Below are 18,062 nucleotides of genomic sequence, written 5' to 3'. Positions count from 1 at the left end.
GCATATTGCACCGCAATATTTCGGCCAGGCTGATATCGGATGAGTATCGCTAACTCGAAAATTAATATTGGACGGCCGATTCGGCTGCGAACTATGCTCTGACTCATGCCGAAACCGCAACCGGCACGGCAACTACACAGGAAAGAATAATGAAGACGGCTTTGGGACACTTGAAAGTTCTCGACCTGACACGCGTCCTTGCCGGTCCATGGGCAACACAGAATCTGGCCGATATGGGCGCGGATGTGATCAAGGTTGAACGGCCGGGGGCCGGCGACGACACCAGGGGTTGGGGACCGCCTTTCCTGAAGGATGCGGATGGCCGCGACACCACCGACGCCGCCTATTACCTGAGCACGAATCGGGGAAAGAAATCGATCACCATCGATCTGGCATCGGAAGAAGGTCAGCAGATTGTTCGCGAGCTGGCGCGCGATGCGGATGTGCTCGTCGAGAATTACAAGGTCGGGACACTCGCGCGTTATGGCCTCGCCTATGATGATTTGCGCCCCTTGAACCCGCGGCTGGTTTACTGCTCCATCACCGGATTCGGACAGGATGGGCCTTATGCTTCGCTGCCCGGCTACGATTTCGTATTCCAAGGCATGGGCGGCCTGATGAGCATTACCGGGAATGCCGACAGCGAACCCGGGGGCGGACCTGTCAAGAGCGGGGTCGCCATCTCCGACCTGCTGACTGGCATGTACGCAACAACGGCGATACTGGCCGCGCTGGAGCATCGCCATGTGAGCGGGGAGGGGCAGTACATCGACATGGCCCTGCTTGATTGCATCGTGGCGATCAACGGCTACCAGGCCATGAATCACTTCATGTCCGGCAAGATCCCGCAGCGAATGGGCAACATGCATCCGAACATGGTTCCTTACCAGGTCTTTCGCTGCAAGGAAGGCGAAGTCATCGTTGCCGTCGGCAACGATTCGCAATATGCCTCTTTCTGCAAGGTGATCGGGCGCCGCGATCTTGCCGACGATCCTCGCTTTCTGACGGTCGGGCTGCGCAACGTCAATCGCGACGCGCTGATCCCGCAGATCGCCGAGACCATGCTGACCCGCACCATGAAGGAATGGGTCCCAAAGATGGAAGCGGCCAATGTCCCGTGCGGACCGATCAACAACATGCAGCAGGTATTCGAAGATCCGCAGGTGCGGCACCGCCAGATGAAACTGTCGCTCCCGCATTCCGTCGGCGGAGATGTTCCCAGCCTGGCCAATCCGATCCGGTTTTCCGGTACGCCGATCCGCTACAGGCATGCCGCCCCAACACTGGGAGAGCACACGAACGAGGTACTGGGTGCGCGTCTCGGCATGTCCGTGGAACGCATCGCAGCACTAAAAGCGCGAGGCATCGTATGACACGCCGCCGTGACCAAGGAGATTCCATGCAACTTGCCGCCCGACATAAGGACGTGCGCCAATGACCGCGCTGCTTAATCATTTCCGTCTTGCCCGCCTTCCCGCCGAGGCGGAAACCTTTCGGGCCAAGGTCAAGGAATTCCTGCAGTCCAACCTGCCGGATACGCCGCCAGATATCAGGGCGCGTTCCTGGATGGGATTCTCCGCCGGGTTCAGCCGCACGCTGGCCAGGCAGGGCTGGGTCGGCATGACACTGCCGAGTGAATATGGCGGCGCCAACCTCGATGCATTCTCACGCTTCGTGCTGGTGGAAGAACTCCTGATTGCCGGCGCTCCGGTTTCCGCGCACTGGATTGCAGACCGGCAGAGCGGTCCGCTGATTCTGAAATACGGCACCGAAGCGCAGCGGCGCTTCTACCTGCCGAAGATCTGCGCGGCCGAAGCCTTCTTCTGCATCGGGATGAGCGAACCGAACTCCGGATCCGACCTTGCCAGCGTAGGCACCCGCGCAACCCGGACGGAGCGTGGCTGGCGGCTCAGCGGCCGCAAGATCTGGACCACTAATGCGCAGCACTGCCAGTACATGATTGCGCTGGTAAGAACCTCCGGCAATCCCGACGACCGCCAGCGCGGACTGTCGCAGTTCATCGTTGACCTTTCCTTGCCGGGAGTGATCGTGCGCCCGATCCGGGATCTGGCAGGCGATGCACATTTTTCGGAAGTGTTCTTCGATGACGTCGAGCTGGCCGACGATGCGCTGATCGGCCAGGAAGGCAGCGGTTGGGAGCAGGTCACCGCCGAACTCGCCTTTGAGCGCAGCGGCCCCGAACGGCTGTACTCGAGCATCGTGCTGCTCGATCACTGGATAGCCTGCCTGAGGAAAGGCGGCAACGCGATGGCGCATGCTGCCACCATCGGCCGCTTCGCCACCCACTTGACAACGCTGCGCAACATGTCGGTGACTGTCACCAGCCAGCTTGTGAAGGGGGCGAGCCCGGTAGTCGAAGCCGCACTGGTCAAGGATATCGGGACGGAATTCGAACAAGCCATTCCTGCCGTGATCGAGGCGGCGATTTCGGCTGATTTGCATGATATTGCGGATGCCGATCTGTACCGGACGGCAGCCTATGTCAGCCAGGTTGCCCCAACCTATTCCCTGCGAGGCGGCACCCGTGAAATCCTGCGCGGCATGATCGCCCGCGGCCTGGGCTTGCGTTAAAGGAAACAGCGATGTTTGCAGAAGCCATTGAAGAAATCCTGAAAGACAAATGCACGCCCGCTGCCGTACGCGCCATCGAGGCCGGCGGTTCTCCTGCGGTGTTGTGGAATGCGGTGACGGATGCAGGTTTTCTCGAGCTGCTCGCTCCTGAAGACCAGGGAGGCGCGATGCTGCCGCTGAACGAACTGTTTCCCATTCTGACTGCGCTCGGCGCTTATGCAATGCCTGTGCCGCTGGCGCAAAGCATTGCGGCGCGCGCGGTCCTTGCAGGAAATACCGCCATCCCGGCAGGAATGCTTACGCTCGCGCCGGCCTTGCGCCGCACGGAAGACGGCCGCCTGGTATGTCCGTTAGTGCCTTATGGCGCCATCGCCGATCACGTGGTCGCCCAGGATGGGGAACAGATCCTTGTGCTGCCTGCAGCAGAAGCGCTGCGAACTTCGACCGGCGTGCATGGCAGCCTGGTCGCAACCATGGCCTGGCAAGCGACTCCGGAGACCGCGCGAACGACGGCAGTTGCTGGCGGCCTGGAGGAATGGGGTGCGGCATTGCACGCCGCTCTGCTTGCGGGAGCCATGCGGCGCGTCTTCGACATGACGCTGCAGTATGCAAACGATCGGTCGCAGTTCGGCAAGTCGATCGGCAAATTCCAGGCGATACAGCATCAGATCAGCGTAATGGCCGAGCATGTCGCCGCAGCCCTGATCTCCGCCGAGGCGGCGTTTCAGGGCGATGCCCGCATGCCTGCGCCGCTTGCGGGCGCCATCGCCAAATCCCGCACCAGCGAGGCTGCGGTACTGGTGGCATCGATTTCCCATGCGGTACACGGGGCCATCGGGGTGACCGAGGAATACGATCTGCATCTGCTGACGCGCCGTTTGCATGAATGGCGAATCGCGCACGGCTCCGAAGCCTACTGGAACCGGATCGTGGGACAGCGCGTATTGGAGTCAGGTCAAGACCATATCGTCGATTTCATCCGTTCAGCCAGTAGGTAAGCGTCGTTAATAAATTGACAGGGCACCAATGCCCGGAGGAGACAATGAGATGTTGAACAAGCCTTATCGCAGGATGGTGCTGTCGGCTGCAATCGGTTGCGCCGCCGTTCTGATGCCCGCTTTGCAGGCGATCGCACAGGACTTTCCTTCCCGCGCGATCAAATTCATCGTGCCTTTCCCGCCGGGCAGCGGCACGGATACCTCGGCGCGCTACTTCGGCAAGAAATTGTCCGAATTGACGGGGCAGCCGGTCGTCGTGGAAAACCGTCCCGGTGGCAACGGCTTCATCGGCGTCCAGAATGCATTGTCCGCGCCGGCTGACGGCTACACCGTTTTCGTCGGCAGCAACTCCACGCTGGCCGTGAACGTCGCCCTGTTTAAAAAGCTGCCGTACAACCCGCAAACAGATTTTGCGCCGCTGACAATGATGATGCGCGCACCGGCGGTCCTCGCCGTGCCGCCGAATTCGCCCTACAAATCGGTGTCCGACCTCGTCAAGGCAGCCAAATCGCAGCCAGGGAAGCTGAACTACGCATCTGGCTCCGCAGGCTATCAGCTGATGGCTGAACTGTTCAACGATGTCGCGGGTGTCAGCACCGTTCACGTGCCTTACAAGGGTGCCTCCGAAGCCCTCGCCGGCGTGGCCGCCGGTACGGTCGATCTGACCTTCTCGGACATTACGGCAACACAGGGGTTGGTGAAAGGCGGCAAGGTACGGGCGCTTGCGGTGGCGTCGGAGCGCCGCGCGCCGGCGCTGCCCGATGTACCGACCGCGGCGGAGGAGGGATTGCCTGGTTACCACGCCTATGTCTGGGTTGGCGCCATGGTATCGGCGAAGACTCCGAAAGCAGAGACTGAAAAGCTTTCTGCGCTTCTGACCCAGATTGCCCGTATGCCGGAAACGCGGGAATTCTATGAGCGCCAGGGCGCCGAAGCGATGAGCGGCGGCGCGGAGGAAATGCGCCGTTTCCAGGCGGCGGAGATCGAGCTGTGGAAAAATATCGTCGTCAAGGCCAAGGTCGAGCAGCAATAAGCGGGATATGAAGGCTATCGGAATCCCTGCTGACGCCGCCGGACATGGTGCCGATGCGCTGGTCGATCTTGAGCTCGCGACACCGTCCGCCGACAGCCGGGATCTGCTGGTTCGGATCGAGGCCGTGTCGGTCAATCCCATCGATATAAAGATGCGCAGCGCGCGTCCGCATGCGGACGGACAGCCACGCATACTGGGATGGGACGCGGCCGGCACTGTTGTCGCCAAAGGGCCGCGCGCTACGCTGTTCGCCCCGGGTGACCGCGTCTTTTATGCGGGGAGCATCACGCGCCCAGGATGCAATGCGGAACTGCATCTCGTAGACGAACGACTGGCAGGCGCGATGCCGGCATCGATCGGGTTCGCCGACGCGGCAGCGCTGCCCGTGGCTTCGCTGGCCGGATGGGAGGCCTTGTTCGAACGCATGCATATATCGGCAGCCGGCAACGATGCGGGAAAAACCCTGCTTGTCATCGGCGCAGCCGGCGGAGTCGGGTCCATGGCGATTCAACTGGCCAAGGTTATCGGGCAGCTTCGCGTCATTGCCACTGCGTCACGGCCGGAATCGCAGGCGTGGTGCGGAGAACTTGGTGCCGACATTGTCGTCGACCACCGCGGCGATCTCTTCGCGCAGCTGGCTGCGAACGGTACGCGTGCGGTCGACTTCATTCTCTGCCTGTCGGATACGGACCGGTATTTTCCAGTGATGTCGAAGCTCATCAAGCCCCATGGGCATATCTGCGCTCTGGTGGAAAGTCGGTCCCCGCTGCCCATGAATGAACTGCGCGGCAAGAGCGCTTCGTTCAGCTGGGAGGGCATGTTCACGCGGTCATTGCACGCGACCGCCGACATGATAGAGCAGCACCGGATATTGAATCGCGTGGCGAGCCGGATTGATGCAGGACAGGTGCGCAGTACCGTAAAACATTGTTTCAAGGGATTCAACGCGAATAACCTGCGGCGAGCCCATGCATTGGTCGAAGCCGGCAATGCGATCGGCAAGGTCGTAGTGACGGGTTAGATTTCCGCCTTCCCCCATATCAGTCCAATCAAGGAGAACTGATGCTTCCTTTAAACGGCATTCGCATACTCGATCTGAGCACCGTCGTGTTCGGTCCTTACGCCAGCCAGATCCTTGCCGACTACGGTGCGGACGTCATCAAGATCGAGACGCCGGAAGGAGATTCCACCCGAAAGACCGGCCCGTCAACCGAACCCGGCATGAGCGCGATCTTCCTTGGCGTCAATCGCGGAAAACGAAGCATCGTGCTGGATCTGAAGACGGCACAGGCCCGGGAAGCGCTGCTCAAACTCGTCGATACCGCAGATGTGCTGATGCACAGCATTCGTCCGCAGAAACTCGCGGCGATCGGCCTGGACCCGGACACCTTGCGCAAGCGCAATTCAAAGCTTGTGTATGTCGGCCTGCTCGGTTTTTCCGAGGGCGGACCATATAGCGGCAGGCCTGCGTACGACGACATTATCCAGGGACTTTCCGGTTGCGCTGCGCTGATGGAAAAGCAGACCGGCAAGCCTCAATATTTTCCGACCATCGCGGGCGACAAGACATGCGGACTGGTCGCCGCGCACGCAATTCTCGCCGCGCTGTTCAAGCGCGAGCGCACAGGTATCGGGTCCCATGTCGAAGTGCCCATGCTGGAATCCATGGTGGCCTTCAATCTCGTGGAGCATTTCTACGGCCAGCACTTTGAACCACCGCTTGCCGACGCAGGTTATCCGCGCGTATTGAACCAGTGGCGGCGTCCATATCGCACGACCGACGGATATATCTGCGCGATGCCCTACACCGATGCGCATTGGCAGCGGTTCTTCATCGAGTCCGGCCGGCCCGAACTTGCCGATGACGAGCGCTTTACCAGCATCGCAGCGCGTACAACGCATATCGCGACGTTGTACGAGATCGCGGCGGAAGTCATGTCCGGCCGGAGTACCGACGATTGGCTGGAGACCTTCAGCCGGCTTGAGATACCCGCATCGCCGATGCGTCGCCTCGACGATCTCCCGCAGGATGAACATCTGCGGCAGACCGGATTTTTCGAAACATTGACGGATCCGCAGATGGGAACACTGAAGTTTCCGGGTGTTTCCGTAAGGTTCGACGGAGAGCGTCCCCCGGTGCGCATGGCTCCACGCCTGGGCGAACATACCGAGCAGATCATGGCTGAGCTTGGGATCGCCAAGCCTCATAGTGCAGACGACTGAAAGGGCAACATGAACGATACAAAACCCGTGCGGCAACTTGGGCAAGGCTATTACTGGCAGGACCTGGAACCGGGCCAGCGCTTCAAGACCTTCCGCCGCACCGTGACGGAAGCCGATCTGGTCGGTTTCATTGGCGTCACCGGCATGTTGGAAGTCATGTTCATCGACAGCGAACCGCTACCGGGCGGTATCGCCGGCAGGCCGGTTCCCGCTGCGCTGACCTACACACTGATCGAAGGCTTGCTTCTGCAAACCATGATCCAGGGAACCGGCCTTGCCATGCTTGAGCTGACACAGAAGATCCATGCTCCCGTTCTGGTCGGCGATCGCATTCATGCCATGGTCGAGGTCGACAATATCCGTCCTACCTCGAAGGGCGGCAGGGCAATCGTCGACTCTACCATCAAGGTCCTTAACCAGCGGGATGAACTGGTAATGACCTACACCGCGCGGCGAATGCTGGCTGGCCGAGGCGATGCGGCATGAAAGCTTGACGGTGCGGGCGACCTGTTACCGGGTACTTGCAACCACACAGGTGCGAGTTCAGACAAGCGCAGGATAAGCACAGGATAAGCGCCTAGCTCGCACCAACGACGTAACACTCGCCGTAGCCGGCGAGGCAAATTAAATCAAGGAGACTGAAAATGAGACTACCAAGCATGCGCCATCTTCGTTCGGGTTTAATCCAATCCTGTCTCATGGTGAGCATCGGCGTTGCCGCGTTCACCGGGCCTGCGGCTCAGGCACAATCTGCCTATCCGAACAAGCCGATCACCCTGGTCGTGCCATTTCCTCCTGGCGGCCCGACCGATCTTGTTGCGCGCGTCCTGGCCCAGAAGATGGGCGAGCAGATGGGGCAGCAATTCATAGTCGACAACCGAGGTGGTGCGAACGGCAATATCGGTTCCGCGCTGGTGGCCAAGGCGCCGGCGGACGGCTACACCGTGTTGTACAACACGTCTTCCATCGTATTAAGCCCAGCGCTGTACAAGAGCCTGTCCTATGACGTGCAGCGCGATCTGGCGCCTGTGGCCCTGACGGCCACCGTACCGCTTGCCTTGGTAGTGAATCCCTCCTTGCCTGTCAATAGCATGAAGGAATTCATTGACTATGCCAAGGCCAATCCCGGCAAGCTTTCCTATGGATCTGCAGGCAGCGGCAATATCACCCACCTCGGCGCCTTCCAGCTGCTGCAGGCCAACGGCATCGATGCCGTGCATGTTCCGTACAAGGGAAGTGCGCCTGCGGATGCTGACCTTGTCGGCGGCCAGATTCAGTTCATGACGGACACGATCAATTCGGTGGCAAGCTTTGTGCGCGACAAGCGCATGCGTCTTCTGGCGGTGACGACACCGAAACGCATTCCCCTTTTCCCGGACGTGCCGACGGTTTCCGAATCGGGCATGCCCGGATTTGAAGTCAGCGCCTGGCAAGGACTCATGGTCCCGGCAAAGACACCAGAACCCATCATCAAGAGGCTCAACAGCGAGCTGATGAAAGCGCTGCAGAACCCGGAGGTTCAAAAGAAGCTGGCTGCCCAGGGAGCCATCGCGCTTGGGTCATCGCCGGAGGAATACGGTAGCTACGTGAAATCGGAGCTGGCGCGCTGGTCAAAGATTGTCAAGCAAACCGGCGTCTCGCTCGACTAGGGTCTGTTCACACTTCATTCGGGAGATGCGTTCGCATCAAACCGCGTGTTGGCGGTGGCGCGTGGCGACGCCAGGGCTGGCCGCCTTTGCCAGCCATGCAACGCCGCCAGCGCGCGTTTTGGCGCAAACCCTCCGGGAATGCACCGTAGGCGCCGCATGGCGGCGTCACGAGGGGACGCCGAGTCCTCCCGCGCTCCTCTGAAGACTGTGTCATTATCCGGTGTCCGGCTTTTCGTTATCTCTTTGAGAAAGATGCCCATGCCCTCTGATACCCCGCCGTCATTGCAGCTTCGTTCACTCATCCGTTCCAATGGAGAACTGGAACTTTCGCTGGTCCGGGTACCGGTCCCGGTGCCGGCGGAAAATGAAGTCGTCGTACGCATCGAAGCTACGCCCATCAATCCATCCGACATCGGCCTGCTGTTCGGCGCGGCCGACATGGGTACCGCTGCTTATGCGGCAAGCGCGGACGGCCCGGTGGTCACGGCGCGGGTTCCCGAGCGCGGCATGAAGAGCATGCAGGGAAGGTTGAACCAATCGATGCCGGTCGGGAACGAAGGGGCCGGTACCGTCGTTGCTGCAGGCACGTCTCCGGCTGCCCAGGCGCTCCTGGGAAAAACCGTGGCCGCGCTCGGCGGCGCGATGTATGCGCACCACCGCTGCGTACCCGTTGAGCAATGCCTGCTTCTTCCGGACGGCGCATCCGCGGCCGACGGGGCGTCTTCCTTTGTCAATCCCTTGACTGCGCTGGGCATGGTTGAAACGATGCGCAGGGAAGGACATAAGGCGCTGGTGCATACCGCTGCTGCATCGAACTTGGGGCAGATGCTGAACCGCATCTGCCAGAATGACGGTATCGGATTGGTCAATATCGTGCGCTCCGGCGAGCAGGAAGATCTGCTGCGCAAGAACGGCGCACAATACGTCTGCAATACCAGTGCCGACAATTTCGTGGAAGCCTTGACCGACGCGCTTGAGGCGACAGGCGCTACCATCGCCTTCGACGCCATCGGCGGCGGCCGGCTCGCGGGCCAGATCCTCAGCGCGATGGAAACGGCGGCGAACAGGAACGCAAAAGAATACAGCCGTTATGGTTCGACGACCTTCAAGCAGGTGTATATCTATGGCGGGCTTGATACGCGTCCGACGGAAATCGTCCGCGATTTCGGCATGACCTGGAGCCTCGGAGGCTGGCTTCTGTTTCCTTTTCTACAGAAGATCGGCTCCGCCAGAACGGCAGAGCTCAAGAAGCGTGTTGCGGCCGAACTGCGAACTACCTTCGCCAGCCGCTACACCAAGGTGGTCTCTTTGCAGGAAGTCTTGCAGAAGGAAGCTATCGCGGCTTACGGCAAGCGCAGCACCGGCGAGAAATACCTGATCAATCCCTGGAAGACCTAGCCGTCAGGCTCTGGCTGTGCAAGCCTCGGCAGTTTAATGAGAGGAAGCACGGAGCATCCACGTTACTCGAACGAGTCATGCCGCCCTCTGCATTAGAGCGTTTTCACCTTGACCTGCCTGTCGATCCCGGACAGATTGCCCCTGGCACTGCGTTGTGACTCCTTGCCATGGCCTGGCCATGTCGCGTCGTCACGCCTTGTTCCAGCGGCAATCTGCCTCGGCCTCGACTAGGCCGGTCAAGGCGAAAACGCTCTAGCCGGCATGTCCCGTCCGCCCTTGGTGAGTACAGGGCAATAAGCCTGTGTAGTTGAGATATCGGTATGGCCAAGCCGGTCTTGCGCGGGCGGATGTGGTATCCGGTTTCGCTAAGATAGGTTGCAAGATTGTGCCGAAAGGTCTGGCTGGAAGCTTGCTTGTTGAGTTTCGCTGCTATGACTGCTCGCGATCGAGTGGATAACCACTACCGGTGGCGCTGCATGTGTCTCTCGTCAAAACCGTTGAATGTCCGCTTCGGGGAAAGCTCAAGGGCCGCTAAGGGCCGATTTCACCATTCAGCAATCCGTCTCAAAATTTCCGCTATGCGCCGGTTAGCTGCCGTTCTCCGCATTCCTTTAGCTAAGCCGGTGAGAACTCCTGCTGGACCCAGATTTCTCCCGTTAGATCGCTAAACAAGTAGTGGAAAAAGCGGAGGTGCTACGGGAGGCTTCCAGCTTTGCTCCCTGTATTTCTCACAAGGCCGAACATCCTCGTATCTGCTTATCGATGTCACGGTAACGACACCGGGTAAATGTTAAATTTGGAAATTATTGGACATGATGGCCGTCGCGTTGATCCCGCGCTTCGCAGCATTCCAGGACGCCACGTGGTTAGTAAGTATGCCAATCCAGGGCGCAGCGCGGGGCCGGGCATCGCTTTCAGTCTCTGACTTGACGGATCATCGCTTCTCGCCCAAGATTGTCATTTGGAAAACATGAGTCGCTTTGGATGAACGCCGGCTCCAAAGCGGCCGGTGCCGCAGTGTCCTGTTCGTTCATCCGCCGTGGCAGGAAGAAATACGATGAACCTACGCTTTCTGGAAACATTCGTCTGGCTCGCTAGAATTCGCAATTTTCGCCTGACGGCCGAAAAACTCCATACCACGCAGGCGGCCGTGTCCAGTCGGATCGCGACACTGGAGCAGGAACTCGGCGTGCGCTTGTTCAATCGGGCCGACCGCGAAGTGACGCTGACTCTGGAAGGCACCAAAGCGCTGATCTACGCCGAGCGCCTGGTCAATACGACCCAGGAAATGCTCGAAAATATGAAAGATCCGGCACTTTACACTGGGGTGGTGCGGATCGGCGTAATCGAGTCCATCATTCATTCCTGGTTTCCCGACCTGATGACGCGCATTCATCGCGCCTATCCACAGCTGGAAGTCGAGCTTGCCGGAGACACGACGATCCGGTTGATCGAACAATTCAACAAGGGCCACCTGGACGTCATTCTGCAGACCGATCCGGTGTTCGAGACCAACGTACAGAACCTGCCCCTATGCGATTTCCCGTTGCGGTGGTTCGGTGCAACAGGGTTAAATCTCCATGGCGATGTGCTGACCCTCGCCGATATCGCGCCGTTTCCGATCCTGAGCTTTTCCCGCAATTCAGGCCCGCACCGTTACCTGGAACGGCTGTTCAAGGACAAGATTGAGAAGCCCGTCAGGATCAATTGCATGACATCGGTCTCCGCGATGATAAGGCTTGTCGTCGACGGCTTCGGCGTGGCCATGCTTCCGCCGGCAATCGTGCAAGAAGAATTGGCTACTGGAAAGGTATCTTTTCTCAATATCGATAGCGAGATGCCCAACATGTCTCTGGTCTGCTCCTACCGTTCGCGTTCGGAAACACGGCTTTTCCAGCAGATTGCTCTTGCAGCGCAACAAAGCGCACATGATTTCGCGCGTTCGCTGCCCAGGGAGGTGGCGCGCCTGCCGTCTTCAGAGGTGCCTGGCGATCCATGGGCGCTGGTGAGGTCATAAACTTAATTGATCGGAAGTAGAAAGAATTTATTGTTGGATTTGGCGATGCGCCCGGGACAGAATAGGTTATTGCTAATACCACGAATGGCTTCTCATGAATGCTGACCTGCAACGGGGCCTGCTCTGCATCTGGACCGATATCGATCGCGAGCATGAGCTCGACTTCAACCGCTGGTATGACCGCGAACACATGCAGGAGCGTGTCGCGATTCCAGGCTTCCAGAGCGCACGGCGTTTTGCCTCGGTCGGCGCCTGCCCAAGGCCTTATCTAGCGCTCTACTACACGGACAGTATCGAGACTTTCCGTTCCGATGCCTACCGGACCGCATTCGCAAACCAGACTGCCTGGTCACTCGAAAACTTCAAGCGCATGCGCGGCACACAGCGCCGCGTTGGCCGACTGAGCCTCGAACAGGGAGAAGGCGAGGGAGGTGCGCTGGCACTGTTCGTGGTGCCGGAAGACATCTTGCAACAGGAAAACGTCAGGACGCAGCTGCGTCAGCGGTTGACCGATCTGACGAGCCAGGATCACATCATACGCACGACCCTCCTTGAAACTGATGCTGCCCTGTCGACTCCGGTGACTGCCGATGCGCGGCCTGCTCCTGCTGATGCGCTGGTGATGGTCGAGGCGACGCGCGCGGACGTTGCACATGGTCATGCGCAAGCCCTGTGTGCATCCCTAGGGTTGCCGCCGGAAGACGTCTATTCATTCCAGTCGCTGTGGCGGCTGGCTTCTTGATCTTTTTGGAGAGACTCATGACCCTGAATCGCCGCTACTTCCTTGCCGGCACGGCCGCCCTTTGTCTGGGCCTGTCTTCCGCCCACGCTGCCGAGCGCTGGAACATGTCCGTCGAGCAGCCGGACGGCAACTACATCACGGTTGTCGCGCGAGACTTCGCGGCCGACGTGGCCAAGGCTACCAACGGCGAGCTCGACATCAAGATTCATTCGAACTCGGTACTGTTCAAGCGACCTGATCTCAAGCGTGCAGTGCAGACCGGTCAGGTGCCGATTGGCGACGTACTGGTGTCGGTGCTGGGCAACGAAGATGCCATTTTCGAGGTCGACGCGGTGCCGCTGCTGGCGCGTGATTTCGACAGTGCCTGGAAGCTGTGGCAGGCGAGCCGAGCCCAGATGGAAGCGCGGCTGCAGAAGCAGGGCATCAAGTTGCTCTATAGCGTGCCCTGGCCGCCGCAGGGAATCTACACCAAGGTACCCGTCAAGCAGATCGCCGACTTCAAGGGCATGAAGTTTCGTGCCTACAATGCCGCCACCTCGCGCCTGGTCGAACTGATGGGAGCGTCGCCGACCACGGTCAATTCCGGCGACGTCCCGCAGGCGTTCGGCACCGGCCTGATCGAAGCGATGATCACGTCACCGGCCACTGGCGTCGACTCCCAGGCATGGGACTTCGCGAAGTATTACTACGACGTGCAGGCATTCATCCCGAAAAACGTGGTCATGGTTAATGCCCGTGCCTTCGGAAGGCTACCGGAAGCCTCGCAGAAGGCAGTACTGGCTGCTGCCGAGCGCGCCGAGAAGAGGGGCTGGGAACTCGGACGCAGCAAGACGAGTGAGCTGACCCAGACCCTGGCAAAGAACGGCATGACCGTCGGACCGACGCCCGCAGCGATGCAGCCGGAGTTGTCCAAAATCGGTGCGGTGATGGCCGAAGAGTGGCTGAAGAAGGCCGGCCCCGACGGCAAGGCGGTACTCGACCAGGCCAAGCGCTAAGACATGACCTTCCTGCACCGGCTGTATCGCATCTCCGGGCTCTTGTCGGCAGCTTCGCTGGTGTTGATCTGCGCGCTGATCATGGCGCAGGTCATCGCCCGCAATCTCGGTTCAACCGTACGCGACGCGGAAGAGTTCGCGGCGTGGGCCATGGCCGCCGCGGGCTTTTTCGGATTGCCGTATGCGCTGCACTGCGGCTCCCATATCCGGGTCGAGGTCGTCATGCGCTTCCTTCCGCAGTCGCTGCATCATGCGATGGAAGTCCTGGTGTCCGCGATCGGCCTGATGCTGTCGGTCTACTTTGCATGGTATTGCACCGCGTTCGTGGTCGAAAGCTATCGCTTCAATGAAGTGTCACAGGGGCTGGTTCCGGTACCGCTGTGGCTGCCGCAGCTGCCGATGGCAATCGGCACAATTTTGCTGGTGCTGGCGTTTGGGGAAAGGCTGGTGCGTGTGCTGCGACATGAAAAATTCGAGATCGGCGACGGCGAAGCGAGGAGCGAGTAATGGAAATGGCATGGCTCGCAATAGTGCTCGGCGGCTCGCTTGTGCTGCTGCTGGGCATGGGGTTGTGGGTGGCACCGGCGCTGATCGCTGTCGGTATCATTGGCATGGAATTTTTTGCAGGAGCCCCCGGCGGCTCGATCCTCGCCACCAATAGCTGGGCATCGAGCGCCAGCTGGACTATGACGGCGCTGCCCTTGTTTATCTGGATGGGTGAAATCCTGTTTCGCACCAAACTGTCGGAAGACATGTTTGCCGGACTGGCACCATGGGTGGACAAGCTGCCTGGCCGCCTGTTGCATGTCAATGTACTGGGCTGCGGCATCTTCGCAGCCGTGAGCGGCTCGTCCGCGGCGACGGCCGCCACCATTGGCCGAATCTCGCTGCCGGAGCTCAAGTCACGCGGCTATCCGGAGAGCATTTCAATCGGATCGCTGGCCGGCTCCGGTACGCTGGGGCTGCTGATCCCGCCCTCGATCATCATGATCGTGTATGGCGTGGCGGCCCAAATCTCGGTCGCCAGACTGTTCATTGCCGGTGTGCTGCCCGGACTGATGCTGATGGCGCTGTTCTCCGGATACATCGTGGTGTGGGCCGCGATCAACAAGCAACGGATCCCGGTGGCCGGTTTGACGATGGGCTTCATGCAGAAACTTCACGTATCCAGAAGCCTGATTCCCGTGGTGCTGCTGATAATCGGTGTCATCGGCTCCATCTATGCCGGGTACGCGACTGCGACCGAGGCAGCAGCGGTCGGCGTGGTCGGGGCGCTGCTGATTGCGGCCCTGTCGGGCATGCTGACGCGTGCCACGTTTGTCGACAGCCTGCTTGGCGCGGTGCGGACATCGACGATGATCTTCTTCATCCTGCTGGGGGCGGCGTACCTGACGTCGGCGATGAGCTTTACCGGCCTGCCGGCGGCGATTGCCAACTGGATCACTGGCGTGGGTCTGCCGGCATGGGCACTGCTGGCATCACTGACGGTGCTGTTCATTGTGCTGGGCTGTTTTCTCGATGGGATCTCGATCGTGCTGCTCACCACGTCGGTGATTCTGCCGGCTGTGCAGGCTGCCGGCATCGACCTGCTCTGGTTCGGGATTTTCATCGTGATCGTGGTCGAGATGGCGCAGGTCACGCCGCCGGTGGGCTTCAATCTGTTCGTTGTCCAGAGCATGACCGGCAAGGATATCTTTACGGTGGCAAAGGCTGCATTTCCGTTCTTTTTTCTGATGGTCATTGCCGTCGTGCTGATCGTCCTGTTCCCGCAGATCGTGCTGAGCCTGCCGAGCGCCATGGTGGCCCGCTGAACCTGTTGAAGAAAGCCAATCATGTCCCTTCCTCCCAATACACTGGATTACTGGCGTGCCGAGCTCGACAGCGGCCGCGTCAGCAGCCGTGAACTAACCGAGCTGGCGCTGCAGGCTGCGCTGAATTCGAGCGAAGCACCATCGACCTTTATCGCGGTGCATGCCGCCACGGCTCGTGCGACGGCAGATGCGATGGACTTATTGCGTGCAGCCAGCGTGCCGCTGCCTGCGCTGGCGGGTATTCCCATATCGATCAAGGACCTGTTCGACGAAGCCGGCCAGATAACGCGTGCCGGTTCAGTAGTGCGAAACGACGCAGCACCGGCACAGCGGGACAGCACTGTGGTGGAACGCCTGCGCCGGGCAGGGGCGGTGATCATCGGACGCACGAACATGACCGAATTTGCGTATTCGGGACTAGGCTTGAACCCGCATTACGGGACGCCGCGCAACCCCTGGGATCGCCAAACCGGACGCATCCCGGGTGGGTCGTCGTCAGGCGCTGCGATATCCATGACCGAAGGGGCCGCTGCCGCCGCGATCGGGACCGATACCGGTGGGTCGGTACGCATTCCTTCCGCGCTGTGCGGCCTGACCGGGTTCAAGCCGACGGCCAGGCGCGTGCCTCTGGACGGCGTGCTGCCACTGTCTCCGAGTCTCGACTCGATCGGCCCACTGGCCCGCAGCGTGTCGTGCTGCGCGCAACTCGACGCGGTGTTGTCGGGTAATTCCCACATGAACTTGCGCATGGTGCCGCTGGCCAATCGTTGTCTGGCGGTGCCGCGCACGCTCGTGTTTGACGGCATTGATGCGACAGTGGCGGCTGCGTTCGACGCGGCCTGCAGCACCTTGTCCCGTGCCGGAGCTCGTCTGGTCGAAATCGAAGTGCCGGAGTTTGCCGAGCTTGCGCATATCAATCGCCAGGGAGGCTTCATTGCCGCCGAGTCCTGGGCCTGGCATGCGGACATGTTGGCAACGCGCGAAGCAGAATACGACCCGCGGGTAGCGGCGCGGATCCGCCGCGGGGCGGCCATCGGTGCGGTCGATTACATCACGCTGCTCAGCGAGCGCAGGCGCTGGATCGCGGGCGTGCAGCAGCGGCTTGCCGATACCGGTTGCGACGCCTTCCTGCTGCCGACGGTGCCGGTGGTCGCGCCGCCGATCGCCGCATTGCGCGACAGCGACGACCTCTACGGGTCGACCAATCTGCTGATGCTGCGCAATCCGACGCTGATCAATTTCGTTGATGGCTGTGCATTGAGCGTGCCATGCCACAAGCCGGGAGACGCGCCGGTAGGCTTGATGATCGCCGGCTTGCACGGGCACGATGAGCAGGTTCTGCGGCTCGGCGTTGCGGTCGAGGCGGCGCTGTCGCACGCTGCATGACCGGTTGAGCAGGCGCAGGCGCTCGCTTAATCCATCGTTACACTGCAAGGAGAAGACATGGCGGAGAAGACCGCAGTCATTCTGGGCGGTACCGGCATGGTCGGTGCGAATATGGCCCAGCTGCTCGACAGGGTGGGCGGCTGGGACGTGACGATCGTGTCGCGCCGGGCGCCCCAGTTCGAAACCCAGGCTCGCCATGTCGAATGCGACATGAGCGACCTCGACGATTGCGCCGCGAAGCTCGGGCAACTGACGGAGGTCACGCATATATTTTGGACTGGCCATGCAACAGGCACGCGCTGGGTCGACAAGGCGGCCAGGGACACGGACCTGTTCCGCAACGCGATGACGTCGATCCTGCCGGGCGCACGCAATCTGCAGCATGTATCGCTGCTACAGGGCTCGAAATACTACGGCCGCCACCTGGGACCGTTCAAGACGCCGGCCAAGGAAAGCGATGCGCGCCATTTTCCGCCGAATTTCTATTACACCCAGGAAGACCTGCTGAAAGAACTTGCACGCGGCCAGCACTGGACCTATTCACTGATGCGGCCGCATATCGTCTGCGGTTATGCGCGCACCGACATCAACCTGCCGAAGCCGATCGCCGTGTATGCGACCTTATGCAAGAAGCTGGGGTTGCCGCTGCGCTTTCCCGGCCCGGAAGCCGCATTTCGGGCGGTCCATTGTGCAAGCGACGTCGAACTGCTGAACAAGGGCATGCTGTGGGCCGCCACGACGCCGGCGGCCGCCAATGAGGCCTTCAACATGGTCAACGGCGACCACTTCCGCTGGCAGTACCTGTGGCCACGGATTGCCGACTACTTCGGAATGGAGAACGGCGGGGTGCAGCAGATCGATCTCGAACTCATGATGGCGGACAAGGAAGCGCTATGGAACGAGGTCGTGCAGGAGCACGGCCTGCTGCCGACACCGTTTTCCGAAGCCGCGAACTGGGCATTTGCCAATTATGCGTTTGCGCCGACCTGGGACATCATGCTCGACAACACCAAGGCAAGACAGTACGGATTCCAGGAATTTGTCGATTCGGAAGACATGTTCTTGCGGATTTTCGACAGCTTCCGCCAGCAGCGCTTCATTCCGTGACTGCGCGCCGGAAAAAACGCCGGCGAACAGCATACGCATTGCACGCAACGCTTGCAGACTCCGACTGCAACCACTATTCGATCAGCACCCGTTTCCGATGCGGGGACGGTG

At 60.3% G+C, this 18,062-nt stretch carries 16 protein-coding genes; all 16 read left to right on the top strand.

Annotation, left to right across the window (positions count from 1 at the left end; all coding sequences use genetic code 11):
* Positions 1-149 precede the first annotated feature (149 nt).
* The 16 genes from FH061_RS04365 to FH061_RS04285 all read left to right on the top strand — a co-directional run bounded on the left by FH061_RS04365 (position 150) and on the right by FH061_RS04285 (position 17,951).
* Positions 150-1,373: a CaiB/BaiF CoA transferase family protein gene (locus FH061_RS04365; RefSeq protein WP_151633358.1), complete on the top strand. Its 1,224-nt coding sequence runs from the start codon at positions 150-152 to the stop codon at positions 1,371-1,373.
* 61 nt (positions 1,374-1,434) lie between these two features.
* Positions 1,435-2,592, top strand: coding sequence for an acyl-CoA dehydrogenase family protein (locus tag FH061_RS04360; protein ID WP_151633356.1), 1,158 nt, complete (start codon positions 1,435-1,437; stop codon positions 2,590-2,592).
* A gap of 11 nt (positions 2,593-2,603) precedes the next feature.
* Positions 2,604-3,590: an acyl-CoA dehydrogenase gene (locus FH061_RS04355; protein WP_151633354.1), complete on the top strand. Its 987-nt coding sequence runs from the start codon at positions 2,604-2,606 to the stop codon at positions 3,588-3,590.
* 49 nt (positions 3,591-3,639) lie between these two features.
* A complete protein-coding gene (locus FH061_RS04350; protein WP_151633352.1) occupies positions 3,640-4,623 on the top strand; it encodes a Bug family tripartite tricarboxylate transporter substrate binding protein in 984 nt (327 codons plus the stop codon).
* Positions 4,624-4,630: 7 nt separating this feature from the next.
* Entirely contained in the window at positions 4,631-5,644 is a 1,014-nt protein-coding gene (locus FH061_RS04345; protein ID WP_151633350.1) for a zinc-binding alcohol dehydrogenase family protein, read from the top strand.
* Positions 5,645-5,685: 41 nt separating this feature from the next.
* Positions 5,686-6,846, top strand: coding sequence for a CaiB/BaiF CoA transferase family protein (locus FH061_RS04340; protein ID WP_151633348.1), 1,161 nt, complete (start codon positions 5,686-5,688; stop codon positions 6,844-6,846).
* A 9-nt stretch (positions 6,847-6,855) separates the two neighbouring features.
* On the top strand, positions 6,856-7,332 hold the full coding sequence (locus FH061_RS04335; protein WP_151633346.1) for a MaoC family dehydratase: 477 nt from the start codon (positions 6,856-6,858) through the stop codon (positions 7,330-7,332).
* Positions 7,333-7,544: 212 nt separating this feature from the next.
* Positions 7,545-8,495, top strand: coding sequence for a Bug family tripartite tricarboxylate transporter substrate binding protein (locus FH061_RS04330; protein ID WP_225984502.1), 951 nt, complete (start codon positions 7,545-7,547; stop codon positions 8,493-8,495).
* A 258-nt stretch (positions 8,496-8,753) separates the two neighbouring features.
* Positions 8,754-9,893 (top strand): zinc-binding dehydrogenase, encoded by a 1,140-nt coding sequence (locus FH061_RS04325; protein WP_151633342.1) that lies wholly within the window; start codon positions 8,754-8,756, stop codon positions 9,891-9,893.
* 1,057 nt (positions 9,894-10,950) lie between these two features.
* On the top strand, positions 10,951-11,910 hold the full coding sequence (locus tag FH061_RS04315) for a LysR family transcriptional regulator (protein WP_151633340.1): 960 nt from the start codon (positions 10,951-10,953) through the stop codon (positions 11,908-11,910).
* 94 nt (positions 11,911-12,004) lie between these two features.
* The gene (locus tag FH061_RS04310) at positions 12,005-12,652 is read left to right on the top strand and encodes a DUF4286 family protein (RefSeq protein ID WP_151633338.1); all 648 of its coding nucleotides are present in this window, start codon (positions 12,005-12,007) and stop codon (positions 12,650-12,652) included.
* 17 nt (positions 12,653-12,669) lie between these two features.
* A complete protein-coding gene (locus FH061_RS04305) occupies positions 12,670-13,647 on the top strand; it encodes a TRAP transporter substrate-binding protein (RefSeq protein ID WP_151633336.1) in 978 nt (325 codons plus the stop codon).
* A 3-nt stretch (positions 13,648-13,650) separates the two neighbouring features.
* A complete protein-coding gene (locus tag FH061_RS04300) occupies positions 13,651-14,154 on the top strand; it encodes a TRAP transporter small permease (RefSeq protein ID WP_151633334.1) in 504 nt (167 codons plus the stop codon).
* Positions 14,154-15,458: a TRAP transporter large permease gene (locus FH061_RS04295; RefSeq protein ID WP_404822419.1), complete on the top strand. Its 1,305-nt coding sequence runs from the start codon at positions 14,154-14,156 to the stop codon at positions 15,456-15,458. The genes FH061_RS04300 and FH061_RS04295 overlap by 1 nt, the downstream gene beginning before the upstream one ends.
* 21 nt (positions 15,459-15,479) lie before the next feature.
* Positions 15,480-16,844: an amidase gene (locus tag FH061_RS04290; protein WP_151633332.1), complete on the top strand. Its 1,365-nt coding sequence runs from the start codon at positions 15,480-15,482 to the stop codon at positions 16,842-16,844.
* A 57-nt stretch (positions 16,845-16,901) separates the two neighbouring features.
* Positions 16,902-17,951, top strand: a complete 1,050-nt coding sequence (locus FH061_RS04285) for an SDR family oxidoreductase (protein ID WP_151633330.1) — start codon at positions 16,902-16,904, stop codon at positions 17,949-17,951.
* Positions 17,952-18,062 lie beyond the last annotated feature (111 nt).

Source organism: Noviherbaspirillum aerium, from assembly GCF_008929045.1.
GTDB lineage: Bacteria > Pseudomonadota > Gammaproteobacteria > Burkholderiales > Burkholderiaceae_D > Noviherbaspirillum > Noviherbaspirillum aerium.
Note: the sequence above shows the minus strand (reverse complement) of the source record. Positions and strands in the feature narration are given on the sequence as shown.